14 protein-coding genes are annotated in these 15,283 nt (G+C 70.2%); 11 read left to right on the top strand and 3 right to left on the bottom strand.

The window, feature by feature from the left end:
* Positions 1-64: 64 nt before the first annotated feature.
* The 5 genes from KIK09_RS57760 to KIK09_RS17350 are packed head-to-tail and all read left to right on the top strand — an operon-like array spanning position 65 to position 5,587.
* Positions 65-811, top strand: a complete 747-nt coding sequence (locus KIK09_RS57760) for an enoyl-CoA hydratase/isomerase family protein (protein WP_308164149.1) — start codon at positions 65-67, stop codon at positions 809-811.
* 50 nt (positions 812-861) lie between these two features.
* Entirely contained in the window at positions 862-1,683 is an 822-nt protein-coding gene (locus tag KIK09_RS17365) for a 3-hydroxyacyl-CoA dehydrogenase family protein (protein ID WP_214320247.1), read from the top strand.
* Positions 1,684-1,705: 22 nt separating this feature from the next.
* Positions 1,706-2,665: an MBL fold metallo-hydrolase gene (locus KIK09_RS17360; RefSeq protein ID WP_214320246.1), complete on the top strand. Its 960-nt coding sequence runs from the start codon at positions 1,706-1,708 to the stop codon at positions 2,663-2,665.
* Complete coding sequence (locus tag KIK09_RS17355) at positions 2,662-4,179, top strand: FAD-dependent monooxygenase (protein ID WP_214320245.1); 1,518 nt, start codon at positions 2,662-2,664, stop codon at positions 4,177-4,179. Before KIK09_RS17360 ends, KIK09_RS17355 begins: the two co-directional genes overlap by 4 nt.
* 22 nt (positions 4,180-4,201) lie before the next feature.
* On the top strand, positions 4,202-5,587 hold the full coding sequence (locus KIK09_RS17350; RefSeq protein WP_214320244.1) for an alpha,alpha-trehalose-phosphate synthase (UDP-forming): 1,386 nt from the start codon (positions 4,202-4,204) through the stop codon (positions 5,585-5,587).
* On the opposite strand, the gene KIK09_RS17345 is transcribed toward KIK09_RS17350, so the two are convergent.
* Entirely contained in the window at positions 5,568-5,846 is a 279-nt protein-coding gene (locus KIK09_RS17345; protein ID WP_214320243.1) for a DUF4235 domain-containing protein, read from the bottom strand. The genes KIK09_RS17350 and KIK09_RS17345 overlap by 20 nt on opposite strands.
* 79 nt (positions 5,847-5,925) lie before the next feature.
* Between KIK09_RS17345 and valS the strand changes: the two genes are divergently transcribed.
* Positions 5,926-8,442, top strand: a complete 2,517-nt coding sequence (valS, locus tag KIK09_RS17340; protein WP_250573220.1) for a valine--tRNA ligase — start codon at positions 5,926-5,928, stop codon at positions 8,440-8,442.
* Here valS and KIK09_RS17335 read toward each other — a convergent pair.
* The gene (locus KIK09_RS17335; protein ID WP_214320242.1) at positions 8,401-8,916 is read right to left on the bottom strand and encodes an ArsR/SmtB family transcription factor; all 516 of its coding nucleotides are present in this window, start codon (positions 8,914-8,916) and stop codon (positions 8,401-8,403) included. The genes valS and KIK09_RS17335 overlap by 42 nt on opposite strands.
* Positions 8,917-8,971: 55 nt before the next feature.
* Here KIK09_RS17335 and KIK09_RS17330 point away from each other — a divergent pair, with 55 nt between their 5' ends.
* Positions 8,972-10,201, top strand: coding sequence for an MFS transporter (locus KIK09_RS17330; RefSeq protein ID WP_308164147.1), 1,230 nt, complete (start codon positions 8,972-8,974; stop codon positions 10,199-10,201).
* Here KIK09_RS17330 and KIK09_RS17325 read toward each other — a convergent pair.
* A complete protein-coding gene (locus tag KIK09_RS17325) occupies positions 10,179-12,317 on the bottom strand; it encodes a DUF6351 family protein (protein ID WP_214320240.1) in 2,139 nt (712 codons plus the stop codon). The two genes, KIK09_RS17330 and KIK09_RS17325, sit on opposite strands and share 23 nt — an antisense overlap.
* Positions 12,318-12,418: 101 nt before the next feature.
* Here KIK09_RS17325 and KIK09_RS17320 point away from each other — a divergent pair, with 101 nt between their 5' ends.
* The 4 genes from KIK09_RS17320 to KIK09_RS17305 are packed head-to-tail and all read left to right on the top strand — an operon-like array spanning position 12,419 to position 15,241.
* Positions 12,419-13,585, top strand: a complete 1,167-nt coding sequence (locus KIK09_RS17320) for an AI-2E family transporter (RefSeq protein ID WP_214320239.1) — start codon at positions 12,419-12,421, stop codon at positions 13,583-13,585.
* Between the two features lie 11 nt (positions 13,586-13,596).
* The gene (locus KIK09_RS17315) at positions 13,597-14,151 is read left to right on the top strand and encodes a PaaI family thioesterase (RefSeq protein WP_214320238.1); all 555 of its coding nucleotides are present in this window, start codon (positions 13,597-13,599) and stop codon (positions 14,149-14,151) included.
* The gene (gene dut, locus KIK09_RS17310) at positions 14,148-14,585 is read left to right on the top strand and encodes a dUTP diphosphatase (protein WP_214320237.1); all 438 of its coding nucleotides are present in this window, start codon (positions 14,148-14,150) and stop codon (positions 14,583-14,585) included. Before KIK09_RS17315 ends, dut begins: the two co-directional genes overlap by 4 nt.
* A 17-nt stretch (positions 14,586-14,602) precedes the next feature.
* Positions 14,603-15,241: a DUF3710 domain-containing protein gene (locus tag KIK09_RS17305; protein ID WP_214320236.1), complete on the top strand. Its 639-nt coding sequence runs from the start codon at positions 14,603-14,605 to the stop codon at positions 15,239-15,241.
* The last annotated feature ends 42 nt before the right edge of the window (positions 15,242-15,283 follow it).

Here is a 15,283-nt window from a genome sequence, read left to right as displayed (position 1 = left end):
GGGGTGGTGCGGCGGGCGCTCGCACGGCTGCCGGTGTGGTGGGTGTTCTAGTGGTGATTGGTGGGTGGAGGTTGTGGTGAGGGCGTTGGTGGTTGAGGAGCTTTCGGATCGGGTTGTGGTGCGGTTGCATCGGCCTGAGGCGCGCAATGCCGTCAATGGGGAGATGGTGCGGGAGCTGCATGACGTGTGTGCGGGGCTGGAGCGGGTGCCCAAGCCGTTGTTGGTGACCGGGAGCGAGGGGGTGTTCGCGGCCGGGGCCGACATCGGGGAGTTGCGGCAGCGCGGGAGGGACGAGGCGCTGCAGGGGATCAACAGCACGCTGTTCGAGCGGATCAGGCGGCTGCCGATGCCGACCGTGGCGGCCGTCGACGGGTACGCGCTGGGCGGCGGCGCCGAGCTGGCGTACGCGTGCGACATCCGGCTGGCCAGCACGCGCGCCAAGTTCGGCAATCCGGAGCCGAACCTGGGGATCATCGCCGGAGCCGGGGCGTGCTGGCGCTTGAAGGACCTGGTCGGTGAGCCGCTGGCCAAGCTGGTCCTGCTGGCCGGGCACATCATCGACGCCGCGGAGGCCGCGGCGTGCAGGCTGGTGGCCGAGGTGCTCGAGCCCGATGAGCTGGAGCAGGCGGCGCATCGCCTGATCGACCGCATGACCAAGGTCTCGGCGACCGCGCTGCGTCTGACCAAGCTCGTCATGGACGCCCCGCCGGGCTCCCACCCGCTGGCCGACCACCTCGCCCAGGCCGCCCTCTTCGAGGATCCGGACAAACAGGCCAGGATGACGAAATTTCTGGAAAAGCGGCGGGACTGATGGCGCGTGCCGTCAGCAGGAAGCAGGAAGCAGGGAGCAGGAAGCGAAGGATGGATGACATGAGGGTCGGCGTCATCGGCGGCGGGCGGATGGGAGCCGGGATCGCGCAGGTGTTCCTGGCAGCCGGAGCCCACGTGACCGTGCAGGAGCCGGAGGCCGACGCGGCCAGGGACCGGATCGCCAAGGGCCTGGCGGTGGCCGAGAGCAAGGGCGGAGGCCCGGCGGAGGAGGCCATGGCCAGGTTGACCATGGACGCGATCCCCGCTGACGCCGACCTGGTGATCGAGGCCGTTCCCGAGGATCCGCGGCTCAAGGTGGAGGTGCTGGCCCAGGCCGAGTCACGGCTCGGTGAGCATGCCGTACTGGCGACCAACACCAGCTCGCTGTCCATCGGCGAGCTGGCAGGCGGCCTGGAGCGGCCGGAGCGGCTGATCGGGATGCACTTCTTCAACCCCGTCCCGGTGCAGGAGCTGGTCGAGATCGTCGTGACGAAGGCGACGCCGCCCGAGGTCCTGGCCACGGCCAGGGAGTGGGTCGAGCGGATCGGCAAGACGGGCGTGGTGGTCAACGACTCGCCCGGGTTCGCCAGCAGCCGCCTGGGCGTGCTGCTCGGGCTGGAGGCCGTGCGCATGGTCGAGGAGGGCGTCGCCACCCCCGAGGACATCGACACGGCGATGGTGCTCGGCTACCGCCACCCGATGGGCCCGCTGCGGCTGAGCGATCTGGTGGGGCTGGACGTACGGCTGGCCATCGCCGAATACCTGGCCGCCAAGCTCGGACCCCGGTTCGAACCCCCGCGGCTGCTGCGCGACAAGGTCGCCAAGGGCGAGCTGGGCCGCAAGACCGGCAGGGGCTTTTATGACTGGCCGTAAAGTGAGACCTGAGGAGGACCTCATGACCAAGCCGTTCGCCTCGTCGGCCGATCTGGCGGCCAAGGAGCAGACGCTGGAGGTGCTCGCGGACGGCGTCTACGCGCTGACCGCCGAGGGCGACCCGAACGTGGGCGCGATCGAGGGCGAGGATTTCCTGGTGTGCTTCGAGGCGCTGGCCACCCCGGTGGCGGCCCGCGAGTGGCTGGCCAGGCTGCGCGAGCACACGGACAAGCCGGTGAAGTTCCTGGTGCTGTCGCACTACCACGCCGTCAGGGTGCTGGGCGCCTCCGCCTTCGGCGCCGAGGTGATCGTGGCCCACGACAACACCCGCATGCTGATCGCCGAGCGGGGCGAACAGGACTGGGCCAGCGAGTACGCCAGGATGCCCCGCCTGTTCAAGGACCCCGACTCCATCCCCGGCCTGACCTGGCCCACGCTGACCTTCAGCGACACGCTCACGATCGACCTGGGCGGCGGCCGCGGCGACCTGATCCTGCGATACCAGGGCAGGGGCCACACCGAGGGCGACCTGGTCGCCTGGCTCCCCGAGCAGCGGATCGTCTTCGCCGGAGACCTGGTCGAATCCCAGGCCGCCCTCTACACCGGCGACGCCTTCCACCGCGAGTGGGCCACCACCACCCTCGACCGCATCGCGGAACTCGAGGCGGAGACCCTGGTGGGCGGCAGGGGCGTCGTCGCCAGAGGGGCCAAGGAGGTCGACGCCGCCATCGCCCAGACCCGCAATTTCCTCGACGTCATGCTCGACGAGGTAGGCCGGGTCAAGGACAAGGGCGGCACGCTGAGGGACGCCTTCGAGGCCACCCACACCGCACTCGAACCCCGCTACGGCCGCTGGCCCATCTTCGAGCACTGCCTGCCGTTCGACGTCTCCCGCCTGTGGGACGAGCTCGACGGCATCGAACGGCCGCGCATCTGGACCACCGAACGCGACCAGGAGGTCTGGAAGCAGCTCCAGTCATGAGAGTCGTCGTCATCGGCGCGGGCCCCGTCGGGCAGACGGCCGCGCTCCTGCTGGCCCGCTGGGGCCTGGACGTCCTGGTCCTCGACCAGCGCCCCGCCCGCGACCCCGAGGGCTCCAAGTCCATCTGCCAGCAGCGCGACGTGCTCGACCTCTGGTCCTGGCTCGGCGTCCCCGAGGTGGCCGAGGAGGGCCTGACCTGGACCACGGCCCGCACCTACTACCGGGACAAGGAGCTGTTCGCCTGGAGCTTCGAGTCGCAGGGCCCGTTGCCGCCGTTCGTCAACATCTCCCAGGCCCGCACCGAGCAGCTCCTGGACGCCGCCATCGCCCGGCAGCCCCGCATCGAGGTCCGCTGGGACCATGAGGTCACCGGCCTGGAGCAGGACGCCGACGGCGTCACGGTCCGCTGCGGTGACCGCGTCCTGCGCGCCCCCTACGTGCTGGCCTGCGCCGGCGCCCGCGCGCATGCCGTACGGCAGGCCCTGGGCGTCACCTTCGACGGCGAGACGTTCGAGGACCGGTTCCTCATCTGCGACATCCAGGCCGACCTGCCCGGCTGGGAGAACGAGCGCCGCTTCTACTTCGACCCGGAGTGGAACCCGGGCAGGCAGGTGCTCATCCACCCCTGCCCCGGCGGCACGTTCCGCATCGACTGGCAGATCCCCCCGGACTTCCAGCCAACAAAAGAGGATATTTCGCGCAAAATTAGGCAGATCATTGGTGACCGGGACTACGAGCTCATCTGGCAGTCGGTCTACCACTTCCACTCCAGGATCGCCTCCAGGATGCGCGTCGGCCGCGTCCTGCTGGCCGGCGACTGCGCCCACCTGGTGGCCCCGTTCGGCGCGCGCGGGCTCAACTCCGGGGTCCCCGACGCCGAGAACGCCGCCTGGAAGATCGCCTTCGTGGCCCGTGGCTGGGCCCCGGAAGAGCTGCTCGAGACGTACCACACCGAGCGCCACGCCGCCGCCAGGGAGAACCTGGAGGTCACCGCCGCGACCATGCGCTTCCTGGTGCCCGCGACCGAGGAGCAGCGCGAGCACCGGCGCGCCGTGCTGGAGCGGGCCGTGATCGACGAGGTCGACTCGGGCAGGTTCGCCGAGCCGTACTGGTACGTCGACTCGCCGCTGACCACGCCAGAGCCCAGCCGCCCCTTCGCCGGCCGCCCGCCCAAGGGCGCGACCGTGCCGCCGGCGCCCGGCGTGATCCTGCCGGACCACCCCCTCCCGGCCGGGAGGTTAAGGGACCTGTGCAGGGATGGATTCCTCGTACTTGTGGGCGAAATGCGCGATTCGGGTTTGTTTGCGCAGCTCGTGGGCAAAGTGACTACGGCGCCGCTCGCCGTACGCGAGCTCGCGGAGATCGACGGGACCGGCAGCCTGGCGGAAACGCTGGGAGCGGTGCCCGGCGAGGCGTGGCTCATCCGGCCCGACGCCCATATCGCCGCGATCATCCCCCACGCGGGGGCGGATTCGGTGGCGGCCGCTGTGAGCCGCTGCCTGCTGCTCTCGTAAGCTTGACGTAGGGGAGGCTCGTGTGGTCAGCCGTAGCTCGTTCGTAATCGTGGCGAACCGCTTGCCAGTGGATCGCACGATCGAGCCTGACGGCACGGCCTCCTGGCGCCGGAGCCCCGGCGGCCTGGTCACCGCCATCGCGCCGGTCATGCAGCGCCGCAAGGGCGCCTGGCTGGGCTGGGCGGGCGCCGCAGACGAGGACCTGGAACCGTTCCACCACGACGGGATGAACCTCGTCCCCGTGCCGCTGTCGGCGCGCGAGATCGAGAACTACTACGAGGGCTTCTCCAACGCCACGCTCTGGCCGCTCTACCACGACGTGGTCGCTCCGCCGGTGTTCCACCGCCACATGTGGGAGTCCTACCGCGAGGTCAACGAGCGCTTCGCGGCGGCCGCCGCCGAGGTGGCCGACCAGGACGCCGTCGTCTGGGTGCAGGACTACCAGCTGCAGCTGGTGCCCGCCATGTTGCGCAAACTCCGCCCCGACCTGCGCATCGGCTTCTTCCTGCACATCCCGTTCCCGCCGGTCGAGCTGTTCTGGCGGCTGCCCTGGCGGCGGCAGCTGGTGGAGGGGCTGCTCGGGGCGGACCTGGTCGGGTTCCAGCTGCCCGGCGGTGCCTCGAACTTCCGCAGGCTGTGCCGGCGGTTGCTCGGTCTGCCGTACAAGGGGAACGAGATCTTCCTCGACGACCGGATCGTGACGACGCAGGCCTTCCCGATCTCGGTCGACTTCGGCGAGCTCGACTCGATGGTGCGCGAGCCGCACATCATCACCAGGGCCAAGGAGATCAGGGCGGAGCTCGGCGATCCCGAGCACGTGCTGCTCGGCGTCGACCGGCTCGACTACACCAAGGGCATCGGGCAGCGCTTGCGGGCCTTCGGCGAGCTGCTGAAGGATCGCCGGGTCTACCCGGGCGAGGCGGTGTTCGTCCAGATCGCCACGCCGAGCAGGGAGCGCGTCGAGCAGTACCGGCGGCTGCGCGACGAGATCGAGCGGCAGGTGGGCCGCATCAACGGCGAGCACTCGATGTTCGGCCACCAGCCGGTGCAGTACTTCCACCAGTCCTACGACCGGGCGGAGCTGGCCGCGCTCTACCTGGCGGCCGACGTGATGGTGGTCACGCCGCTGCGCGACGGGATGAACCTGGTCGCCAAGGAGTACGTCTCCTGCCACCACGACCTGCAGGGCGCGCTGGTGCTCAGCGAGTTCGCCGGCGCCGCCGACGAGCTGCGCCAGGCCTACCTGGTCAACCCCTACGACGTGGAGGGCGTCAAGCGCACGATGCTGTCGGCGATCCGGGCCACGCCGCACGAGCTGGCCCGGCGCATGCGCACGATGCGCCGCCGGGTCGCCACCTACGACGTGGACCGCTGGGCCAGCGAGTTCCTCACTGCTCTGGAGACTTGAGCGCCTTCCAGGCGACGTAGCGCTTCTTCGCGGTCTTGTTCACCACGATCTGCGCCACCGACATGCCGACGCCCATCAGCACGGCATAGCCGATGGCCTCACCCATGCCGACCTCGTCCGACTCGGAGTCGAGCGGTGCCTCCCTACCGGTCGCCTTCACCCAGACGAACCCCAGGATCTTCCTGGCCGCCCACGCGGTGACCAGACCGAGCAGCCCCCCGATGATCCGCCAGGCGAGATCCGGCTTCTCCTCCGCCATGCCTACCTCTCCTTCGCGTATGTAACGAACACTAGTCTGTACCGGCTCCACCCCATGCGAACCCGTACCATATGGAGGCATGACTCAACAGCGACTACGCCATGCCGCCATGCCGGAGAAACCCACTCTCGACGGCTTGGAGCAGGTATGGGTAGCCCGCTGGGAGGGCGACGGCACCTACCGCTTCGACCGTTCCAAGACGCGCGAGCAGATCTACTCGATCGACACGCCGCCGCCGACCGTCTCCGGCTCGCTGCACGTCGGCCATGTCTTCTCCTATACCCACACCGACACCATCGCCCGTTTCCAGCGCATGCGCGGGCGCGAGGTGTTCTACCCGATGGGCTGGGACGACAACGGCCTGCCGACCGAGCGCCGCGTGCAGAACCACTTCGGCGTCCGCTGTGACCCCTCCGTGCCCTACGACCCGTCCTTCGAACCTCCGGCCAAGCCGGATCCGAAACGGCAGGTCTCCATCTCGCGCGGCAACTTCATCGAGCTGTGCGAGCGGCTGACCGTCGAGGACGAGAAGGCCTTCGAGGAGCTGTGGCGGCGCCTGGGCCTGTCGGTCGACTGGTCGATGACCTACGCCACCATCGACGCCAACGCCCGCGCCGCCTCGCAGCGCGCCTTCCTGCGCAACCTGGCCCGCGGCGAGGCCTACATGGCCGAGGCCCCCACGCTGTGGGACGTCACCTTCCGTACGGCTGTCGCCCAGGCGGAGCTGGAGGACCGTGACTGGCCCGGCGCCTTCCACCGGATCTCCTTCTACGGCGAGCAGGGTCCCGTCTGGATCGAGACGACCAGGCCCGAGCTGATCCCCGCCTGCGTGGCGCTCGTCGCCCACCCCGACGACGAGCGGTACAAGCCGCTGTTCGGCACCAGCGCGCTGACGCCGCTGTTCGGCGTCGAGGTGCCGATCATGGCCCACCACCTGGCCGAGCCCGACAAGGGCTCCGGCATCGCGATGATCTGCACCTTCGGCGACATCACCGACGTCACCTGGTGGCGCGAGCTCGGCCTGACCACTCGGCCCGTGGTCGGCTGGGACGGCCGGCTGCTGCCCGAGCCGCCCGAGGGGGTGGAGGCCGAGCCGTACAAGGAGCTGGCGGGCAAGACCGTGCACAGCGCCCGCGAGCGCATCGTGGAGATGCTGCGCGAGTCGGGCGACCTGGACGGCGAGCCGCGCCCGGTCCAGCGGACGGTGAAGTTCTACGAGAAGGGCGACCGGCCGCTGGAGATCGTCACCACCCGCCAGTGGTACATCCGCAACGGCGGGCGCGATGCCGAGCTGCGCGAGCGCCTGCTCGGGCGGGGTTCGGAGCTGAGCTGGCACCCGCCGCACATGCGGGTCCGCTACGACAACTGGGTCGGCGGGCTGACGGGCGACTGGCTGATCTCCCGCCAGCGCTTCTTCGGCGTGCCGTTCCCGGTCTGGTATCCGCTGGACGCCGACGGCAACCCCGACTACGCCAACCCGCTGGTGCCGTCGGAGGACGAGCTGCCGATCGACCCGTCCTCGCAGGCGCCCTCCGGCTACGGCGAGGACCAGCGGGGCAGGCCCGGCGGGTTCGTCGGCGATCCCGACGTGATGGACACCTGGGCCACCTCGTCGCTGTCGCCGGAGATCGCCGGCGGCTGGGAGCGCGATCCCGACCTGTTCTCCCGGGTCTTCCCGATGGACCTGCGACCGCAGGCCCACGAGATCATCCGCACCTGGCTGTTCTCGACCGTGGTCAGGGCGCACCAGGAGTTCGGCTCGCTGCCGTGGAGCGACGTGGCGATCTCCGGGTGGATCCTGGACCCCGACCGCAAGAAGATGTCCAAGTCCAAGGGCAACGTGACCACGCCGCTCGGGCTGCTGGAGGAGTACGGTTCCGACGCGGTCCGCTACTGGGCGGCCAGCGGGCGGCCGGGCACCGACACGGCCTTCGACACCGGGCAGATCAAGGTGGGGCGCCGCCTCGCCATCAAGATCCTCAACGCCTCGAAGTTCGTCCTGTCGTTCGACGAGGTTTCTGGCGAGGTCGTGCAGCCGCTGGACCTGTCGATGCTGGCCGGGTTGTCCGAGGTGGTGCGCGAGGCCACCGAGGCCTTCGAGGGCTACGACTACACCAGGGCGCTCGAGGCCACCGAGCGCTTCTTCTGGTCCTTCTGCGACGACTATCTGGAGCTGGTCAAGGCTCGCGCCTACGAGGGCGACGCCTCGGCGGTCGCGGCGCTGCGGCAGGCGCTGGACACGATGCTGCGGCTCTTCGCGCCGTTCCTGCCGTTCGTCACCGAGGAGGTCTGGTCCTGGTGGCGTCGCGGCTCGGTGCACCGCGCCGAGTGGCCCGCCGTCCGGGCCGTCGAGGGCGACCCCGCCGTGCTGACGGTGGCCTCGGAGGTGTTGCGCCAGGTGCGCAAGGCCAAGTCCGAGGCAAAGTTGTCGATGCGCGCCGAGGTCTCCCGGCTGACCGTCTCGGGCCCCGCCGCTCTGGTGCGGCTGGCTCAGGACGACCTGTGCGGCGCCGGCAACGTCGAGGAGTTCGTCCTGACCGAGGGCCCGGAGCTGTCAGTCACGGCCGACGTCGCGGTGCAGGGCGACGAACAGTGAGTACGGCAGGGCGTCAGGAGCCGGGCTCCGGCTCCTGAAGTCCTCGTACACCTCGTGCAGACGGCGTTGCAGTTCGGCCTTCTCGGCGTCGGTGAGGCGGAACCCCAGCCGGGTGAACTCCGCCTCCCTGACGTCGACGAGCCGTAGCTCGTCCAGGAAGGCCTCCAGCATCGCCTCCTCGCCGCCGGGCACCGGCGCGTCGCGGATGTCCATCTCCCACGACTTGCCGGTGGCCCGGTAGGGGATCTCCGTCGAGCCTCGCGGGCCCGGCCTGCTCGGCCCGGCGGCCAGGAAGCCGGTCTCGACGAGTTTGCGCACGTGGTGCAGCGTGGTCGCCGGGTTGGCGCCGAGCCGCCCGGCGATCTCCTTGTTGGTGAGAGCCTCGTCCAGGCACAGCCGCAGGATGCGCAGCCGTACGGCGGAGGCCAGCGCGCGGGCCTCGGCCTCGGTGGGCGGTCGGCGGTTGGGTGCCATCGCGAGCACCCTACAACCGATTGACTTTTCCCAATCGGTTGTGGACCCTCATGTCGTGACCCTCCTTCGCGACCGGAACTTCCGCGGCCTCTTCCTCGCCGACACCGCGAGCCAGGCGGGGGCACAGATACTGAACCTGGCCATGCCGCTGGTCGCGGTGACCGCCCTGCACGCCTCGGCGTTCGAGGTCGGCGTGCTGGCCATGTGCCAGACGCTGGCGTTCGTGGTCATCGGGCTGCCAGCGGGCGCGATCGTCGACCGGCTGGCCAGGCGGCGGGTGATGGTCGTGTGCGACTGGGGGCGGGCGGCCGTGCTGGCCTCGGTCCCCGCGGCGTGGTGGCTCGGCGTGCTGACCGTCTACCAGCTCTACGCCGTGGCGCTGGTGCTGGGGGTCTTCACCGTCTTCTTCGACGTGGCCTACCAGAGCTACCTGCCCCACCTGGTCGAGCGCGACCAGCTCGTGCGCGGCAACGCCTCCCTCGAGGTGGTGCGGACGGTCGCGCAGCTGGGCGGGCCGAGCGCGGGCGGCTACCTCATCCAGTTCCTGACGGCGCCGTTCGCGCTGGTGGCCACCGTGCTGGGATTCGCGTGGTCGGCGCTGTGCCTGGGCACCATCCGCAAGCCGGAGTTCCGCGGCGCGGGAGGCGGGCACCTGGGCAGGGAGATCATGGAGGGTCTGCGCTTCGTGCTCGGGCACCGGTTGCTGCGCAGGATCGCCGGGTGCACGGCCACCTCCAACCTGTTCGCGGCCATGGCCCAGCCGATGGTCCTGCTGCTGCTGGCCAGGGAGCTGGGGCTGGGCGCTGGCGCGATCGGGCTGCTCACCGCGCTCGGCGGGATCGGCGGGCTGCTCGGCGCCTGGCTGATCGGCAGGCTGGCCGTACGGCTCGGGCAGGGGCCGACGCTGTGGCTGGCGATCCTGGTGCCGGCGCCGCTGCTGCTGCTCGTGCCGCTGGCGCAGGCGGACTGGCGGCTGGCGCTCGTGGCGCTGCAGGAGTTCGCCCTGGGCGTGGGCGTGGTCGTCTACAACGTCACCCAGCTCAGCTTCCGCCAGGCCGCCACCCCCGACGCGCTGCTCGGGCGGATGAACGCGACCATGCGCTTCATGGTGTGGGGCACGCTGCCGCTCGGCGCGCTGCTCAGCGGCGTGCTGGGCGAGACGATCGGGGTCAGGGCCACCATCCTGGTCGCCGCGGTGGGCGGCTGCCTGGCGTTCCTGTGGGTGTTCGCCTCGCCCCTGCGCACCATGGGGGTGCTGCCCGTCAGTAGTCGCACACGCCGGTAGGGAAGATCTGCTCGAGCCGGGCGCGCTCGTCCTGGCTGGGCCGCCAGGCGCCGTACAGGCCGCGGTCGATGGCCCTGGCCACCGGCTGGAGCCTGCACTTGTAGACGTCGCCCTCGAGGGGGCCGCCCGCTACCGTCCGCGAAGACGTGTAGATCGGAAATTTCGCAGTACAGGCACCAGCGGGGCTCTTGTCGAGAATCCCGTCCCAGACGTGGGGGCCGGAGGCGATCTCCGTGCCGTCGGTGGCGAAGCAGCGGTCGGTCGCCTGGGGCGGCTTGTTGCCCTCCACCCCCTTGTACGGATATTTCCGGATGTTGGCCAGCCACTCGTCCATCACTTTCAGCGCCTGCGGCGTCTGGTCGAAGCGGGGCCCGTCAGGACGCGCGTCGGTGAACCAGATGACCTGGTTGCCCGCCCGGCCGTCGAAGTCCAGCATGCGCTGCCTGCTGACGAACGACTCCCGCGCGTCGTGCATGTCGAGCTGGTCCTCCAGATAGTGGCGCCAGTCGATGATCGGGATGCCGATGTCGCCGCGGAACACCAGGCCGCTGCGCCGTACGTTCCTGATCGCGACCGGGTCGCCCGTCCTGCGCGGGGCGGGATCGCCGGTGAGCTGGTTGCGGGCGCTCCACGGGTCGAAGTCGCTGGGGCAGACGAACGGGCAGCCCTCCTGGACCATGTCGCGGGCCTCCTTCCACGCGCCCGCCTTGGCGTTGACGTCGAGGAACTCCGCCGGGGTGATCCTGCCTTCGCGCAGGGACGCCAGGCCGTACTGCACGCCGACGTTGTCCCAGGTGGAGCGGGCGTAGCCGTCCGGGCCGACGCCGTAGACGTTCCTGACGTCGTCCCAGTGCGTCCACTGGACCGTGTCCTTGACGCCGGGCGGGTCCATCCTGGCCCACTCGGGGTCGTTGTTCGGGGTCCACTTCGGGTTCATGGTCAGCGGGGTCAGGCCGCGCCAGCCCTTGACGCACTCGTCCGAGCCCGGCTTGCCGGTGTACGGGTTGGCCACCGTGTCGCTGGCGTTGAAGCCGATCAACGCGGTCCGCTCGTCCCAGTGGGCCCAGCGCGGGTTGTGGTCCATGTAGTTCTCGAGCAGCTCGCAGTCGCCCACGTGGATGGTCTGGGTGACCATGTCGGGATAGGAGTACTGCGGGATGGCCGCGTCGATCACCCGGTCGCCGTAGTTCTGCCCGTAGAGGTACTGCTGGATGGCGCCGCCCGAGCCGCCCACGCCCACGGTGTACAGCGGCACGCCGTACCGCTCGATGAAGCGCTCCTTGACCATCAGGGCCGTCTCGCCGCCGACGATCAGGTTGTAGTGGGTGGAGGTGCGGGTGCCCGAGGAGTACAGGATCGCGTAGCCCTGGCCGAGTCCGTAGGGATCGAGCGCGTTGCCGCCGAGCTGTCCCTGGTCGTGCCCGATGCCCACGCCGCCGTCGAAGCGGAAGATCGCCCGGCCGTTGTAGCCGTCCTCCAGGCTCGCGATCGAGTACAGGAAGCGGTTGATCACGCCGCGCTCGCGCCTGACCACGAAGTCGACCGTGCGGCCGTCCAGCGTCGTCGTGGTGGCCATGTCGGCGGGGCGCTGGTCCGGCATCGGCTTGAACGTCCCGTCGGTGGAGCGGTAGAGCCGGTCGGTGACGGGCTTGGCGTAGCAGTCCCTGCTCCAGCCGGCCGCCACCCGGTAGCCCTGGCCGTCCTGGTTGTCCGGCTCCGGCGGCCCGAGCCCGGTCCGCTCGGTCTTGCACAGGAACGGGTACTGGTGCGGGCCGGAGAAGACCGGACCCTCGATCGGGAAGTTCCGCACCCTGAGCGAGCTCCGGTACGGCCAGGCCACCGCCTCGAGCCGGTTGGACCCGGCCGCCAGCCCGGTCACCAGGCCCGTGTACGAGCGCCCGTCCGGGTCCGGCTTGAAGACGGCGGTCACGTCCTCGCCGTTGTGCAGCACCTTCACGGGCCCGCCGCGGGCCTGCCGTACCCTGACCAGCGCGTCACCACCGGTGACCTGATCGGCGCGGCTGGAGAGCACCTCCAGCTCGACATGGTTGCCGGTCATCCCCGGCAGGCCAGACATCGCGGTGAGAATCGCCACACCGGCTAAGGCAACTTTCATGGCTCGAAGGTGACACGCAGGCCAGACCTTGCCCAGACCCGATCTTTCGCCCGGCGGATAACCGCGCGCATCCACGGCCGTGACGTGCCAGTCTTGAACATGTGCTGACCGACGGACCGACCAAGCTCGTGCCACCCGTGCTGGCCAGGATGGCCGCGTGGAGCGCATGCCTGATCCTCGTCAGCGTGGTCGTCTACTTCTTCGTCCAGGGCATCGCGCGGCTCACCTTCGTCGCCCTGCCGGTGGCCATCGCGCTGCTGCTGACGGCCCTGCTGTTCCCGCTCACCCGCTCGCTCAGGGAAGCGGGGATGCGCCCGATCTACGCCACCTGGATCACCATGCTCGTGGCGCTGACCATCCTGGTCGGGATCGGCTGGCTGGTCGGCGCCCGGGCCTCCGACGAGTTCCCCAACCTGGTGCAGCAGGTCCAGGCGACCGTCCGCGACGTGCAGAACTGGCTGATCACAGGGCCGCTGCACATCAAGGAGGCCCAGCTCACCAGTTACGTGGACGAGGTCGCCGCGATGGTCAACGCGCAGCGCACCGCCATCACCAGCACGGTGCTGACCGCGGGCGCGGTGGCCTTCGAGGTGCTCGCCTCGATCGTGCTGCTGCTGTTCGTGACGTTCTTCCTGCTCAAGGACGGCGAACGGATCTGGGCCTGGTTCTATGGCATGTTCGGCGCCGTCGCGCCACGCGTCGACAGGGCCGGGCGGGCCGCCTGGACCACGCTGTCGCACTATGTGCAGGGCACCGTCGCCGTCGCCGCCGTGCACGGCGTGATCATGGGCATCGTGCTGGCCGGGATGGGCGTCCCGCTGTGGGCGCCGCTGGCGGTGCTCATCTTCTTCGCCAGCTTCATCCCGATCGTCGGCATCTTCTTCGCCGGTACGGTGGCCACCCTCGTCACCCTGGGCGCCAAGGGCCCCGTGTTCGCGCTGATCTTCCTCGGCATCCTGATCGTGGAGCAGCAGCTGGAGAACCACGTGCTGCAGCCGCTGATCGTGGGGCGGGCGCTCAACTTCCACCCGCTGGCGATCATCATCGTGCTGGCCGTGGGCGGCATCCTGGGCGGGATCGCCGGGGCCGCCGTCGCGGTGCCCATCGCGGCGGTGATCTACCGGGCGCTGCCGGAGCTGCGCGACAAACCTCCCGCCCTGCCGCCTGCCCCCACTGAGCCCGCGTCCGGGAAGGCGCCACCCAAGACGCCTTCGGCGCCCGAGCCGCGTGAGCCCGGCGATGACGAATCGGCTCGCCGTACGGAGTAACCTCGTCACTCGTGACGCGTTCCGCCCTGACGACCCCGCCGCCCGGGGCCGAGGAGCCCGAGATCCACCTCAACGCCCCACCACCGGGCACCGAGCTGGGCTCCCACTACAGCCGCTGCTTCGGCTGCGGCACCGACCACACCACCGGGCTGCGCATCCTGGCCACCACCCCCGACGGGGCCACCGTCGAGGCCGAGTTCACGGTGGGGGAGGCGCACCAGGGGGCGCCCATGCTCGCCCACGGCGGCGTGCTCGCCGCGGCGATGGACGAGGTCATCGGAATGTCCATTTGGCTGTTCCACAAGCCTTATGTGACAGGGCGGCTGGAGACCGACTACCTTCTCCCGGTTCCCGTCGGCACGACACTCCACCTGCGCGCCTGGTGCAACGGCATCGCGGGCAGAAAGGCGTACCTTGAGGCTGAGGGGCGCATCGGCGCCCCCGACGGCCCTGTCGCCGTCCGGGCGGCGGCCCTGTTCATCGAGGTGGACATGGCGCACTTCGCCCGGCACGGCGACGCCGCGGCCATCGCCGCCGAACACACCGATTTCGAGGTGAATCCGTGAGCGTCGAGGTCCTCATCCAGCGGCTCGACAGCGAACTGCCGCTGCCGTCCTACGCCCACCCGGGCGACGCGGGCGCCGACCTCTACGCGGCCGAGGACGCCGAGCTGCTGCCGGGAGAACGCGCCATGATCGGCACAGGGGTCGCGATCGCGTTGCCCGACGGCTACGCCGCTTTCGTGCACCCGCGCTCGGGGCTGGCCGCCCGCCACGGCGTCACGCTCGTCAACGCCCCCGGTACGGTCGACGCCGGATACCGGGGCGAGATCAAGGTCACGCTCATCAACACCGACGCCAAGGACACCTTCCAGCTGCGCCGCGGTGACCGCATCGCGCAACTCGTCGTCCAGCGGGTCGAGCACGCCGCCTTCTACGAGGTCGAGCGCCTGCCCGGGTCCGCGCGTGGCAACGGCGGCTTCGGTTCCACAGGACGCTAGACAGGAGAGTGAGCACAGTGTTCCGACGTCGTCGTCGTGAGCAGACGGAGCCCGCGGCCGAGGTCGAGAGCCAGGCTCCCACGCGCGAGTCCGGGCCGTGGGACGCCGACGAGCCCCACCCCGACCACGACCGCATCGACCTGGGCGGGCTGCGCGTGCCGCACAACCCGGACTTCGACGTACGGCTGGCCTCCATGGGCGACCAGCACGTCGGGCTCGTCGTCCTCTACGAGGAGAGCACGCTGCAACTGCAGGCCCTGGCCGCGCCCAAGACCGGCGGGCTCTGGGACGAGATCAGGGTCAAGCTGCACACCGGCGGCGCCACCCTGCAGGAGTCCGAAGGCCCCCTCGGCACCGAGCTCACCGGCAAGGTGAACGCCGAGGGCGGCGAGCGGACCGTGCGCTACGTGGGTCTCGACGGCCCGCGCTGGCTGCTGCTCGGCGTCATCAGCGGCAGGGCGGCGCTCGACGAGCAGGTCGCCGAGGCCTTCTTCGACTTCCTCCGCGACGTCGTGGTCGTGCGCGGCGACGAGCCGATGGCCCGCGAGGAGGCCATCACGCTGCGCCGTCCCAACGAGCAGGCGGACGAGGAAGCCGCCGAGGGCCCCGGGCTCAACCCCTTCAAACGAGGACCTGAGATCAGCGAGATTCGCTGACCACCGCCATCGCATAGGCTGATTCATCATGAGTACGGCAGA

The sequence above is a fragment of the Nonomuraea sediminis genome, from assembly GCF_018531495.1.
GTDB classification, from domain to species: domain Bacteria; phylum Actinomycetota; class Actinomycetes; order Streptosporangiales; family Streptosporangiaceae; genus Nonomuraea; species Nonomuraea sediminis.
Note: the sequence above shows the minus strand (reverse complement) of the source record. Positions and strands in the feature narration are given on the sequence as shown.

Excerpts from the sequence above, each read along its gene's own strand:
- KIK09_RS17365 (WP_214320247.1), top strand. The coding sequence starts at position 862 with ATGGATGACATGAGGGTCGGCGTCATCGGCGGCGGGCGGATGGGAGCC.
- KIK09_RS17360 (WP_214320246.1), top strand. The coding sequence starts at position 1,706 with ATGACCAAGCCGTTCGCCTCGTCGGCCGATCTGGCGGCCAAGGAGCAG.
- KIK09_RS17355 (WP_214320245.1), top strand. The coding sequence starts at position 2,662 with ATGAGAGTCGTCGTCATCGGCGCGGGCCCCGTCGGGCAGACGGCCGCG.
- KIK09_RS17345 (WP_214320243.1), bottom strand. The coding sequence starts at position 5,846 with ATGGCGGAGGAGAAGCCGGATCTCGCCTGGCGGATCATCGGGGGGCTG.
- valS (WP_250573220.1), top strand. The coding sequence starts at position 5,926 with ATGACTCAACAGCGACTACGCCATGCCGCCATGCCGGAGAAACCCACT.
- KIK09_RS17335 (WP_214320242.1), bottom strand. The coding sequence starts at position 8,916 with ATGGCACCCAACCGCCGACCGCCCACCGAGGCCGAGGCCCGCGCGCTG.
- KIK09_RS17325 (WP_214320240.1), bottom strand. The coding sequence starts at position 12,317 with ATGAAAGTTGCCTTAGCCGGTGTGGCGATTCTCACCGCGATGTCTGGC.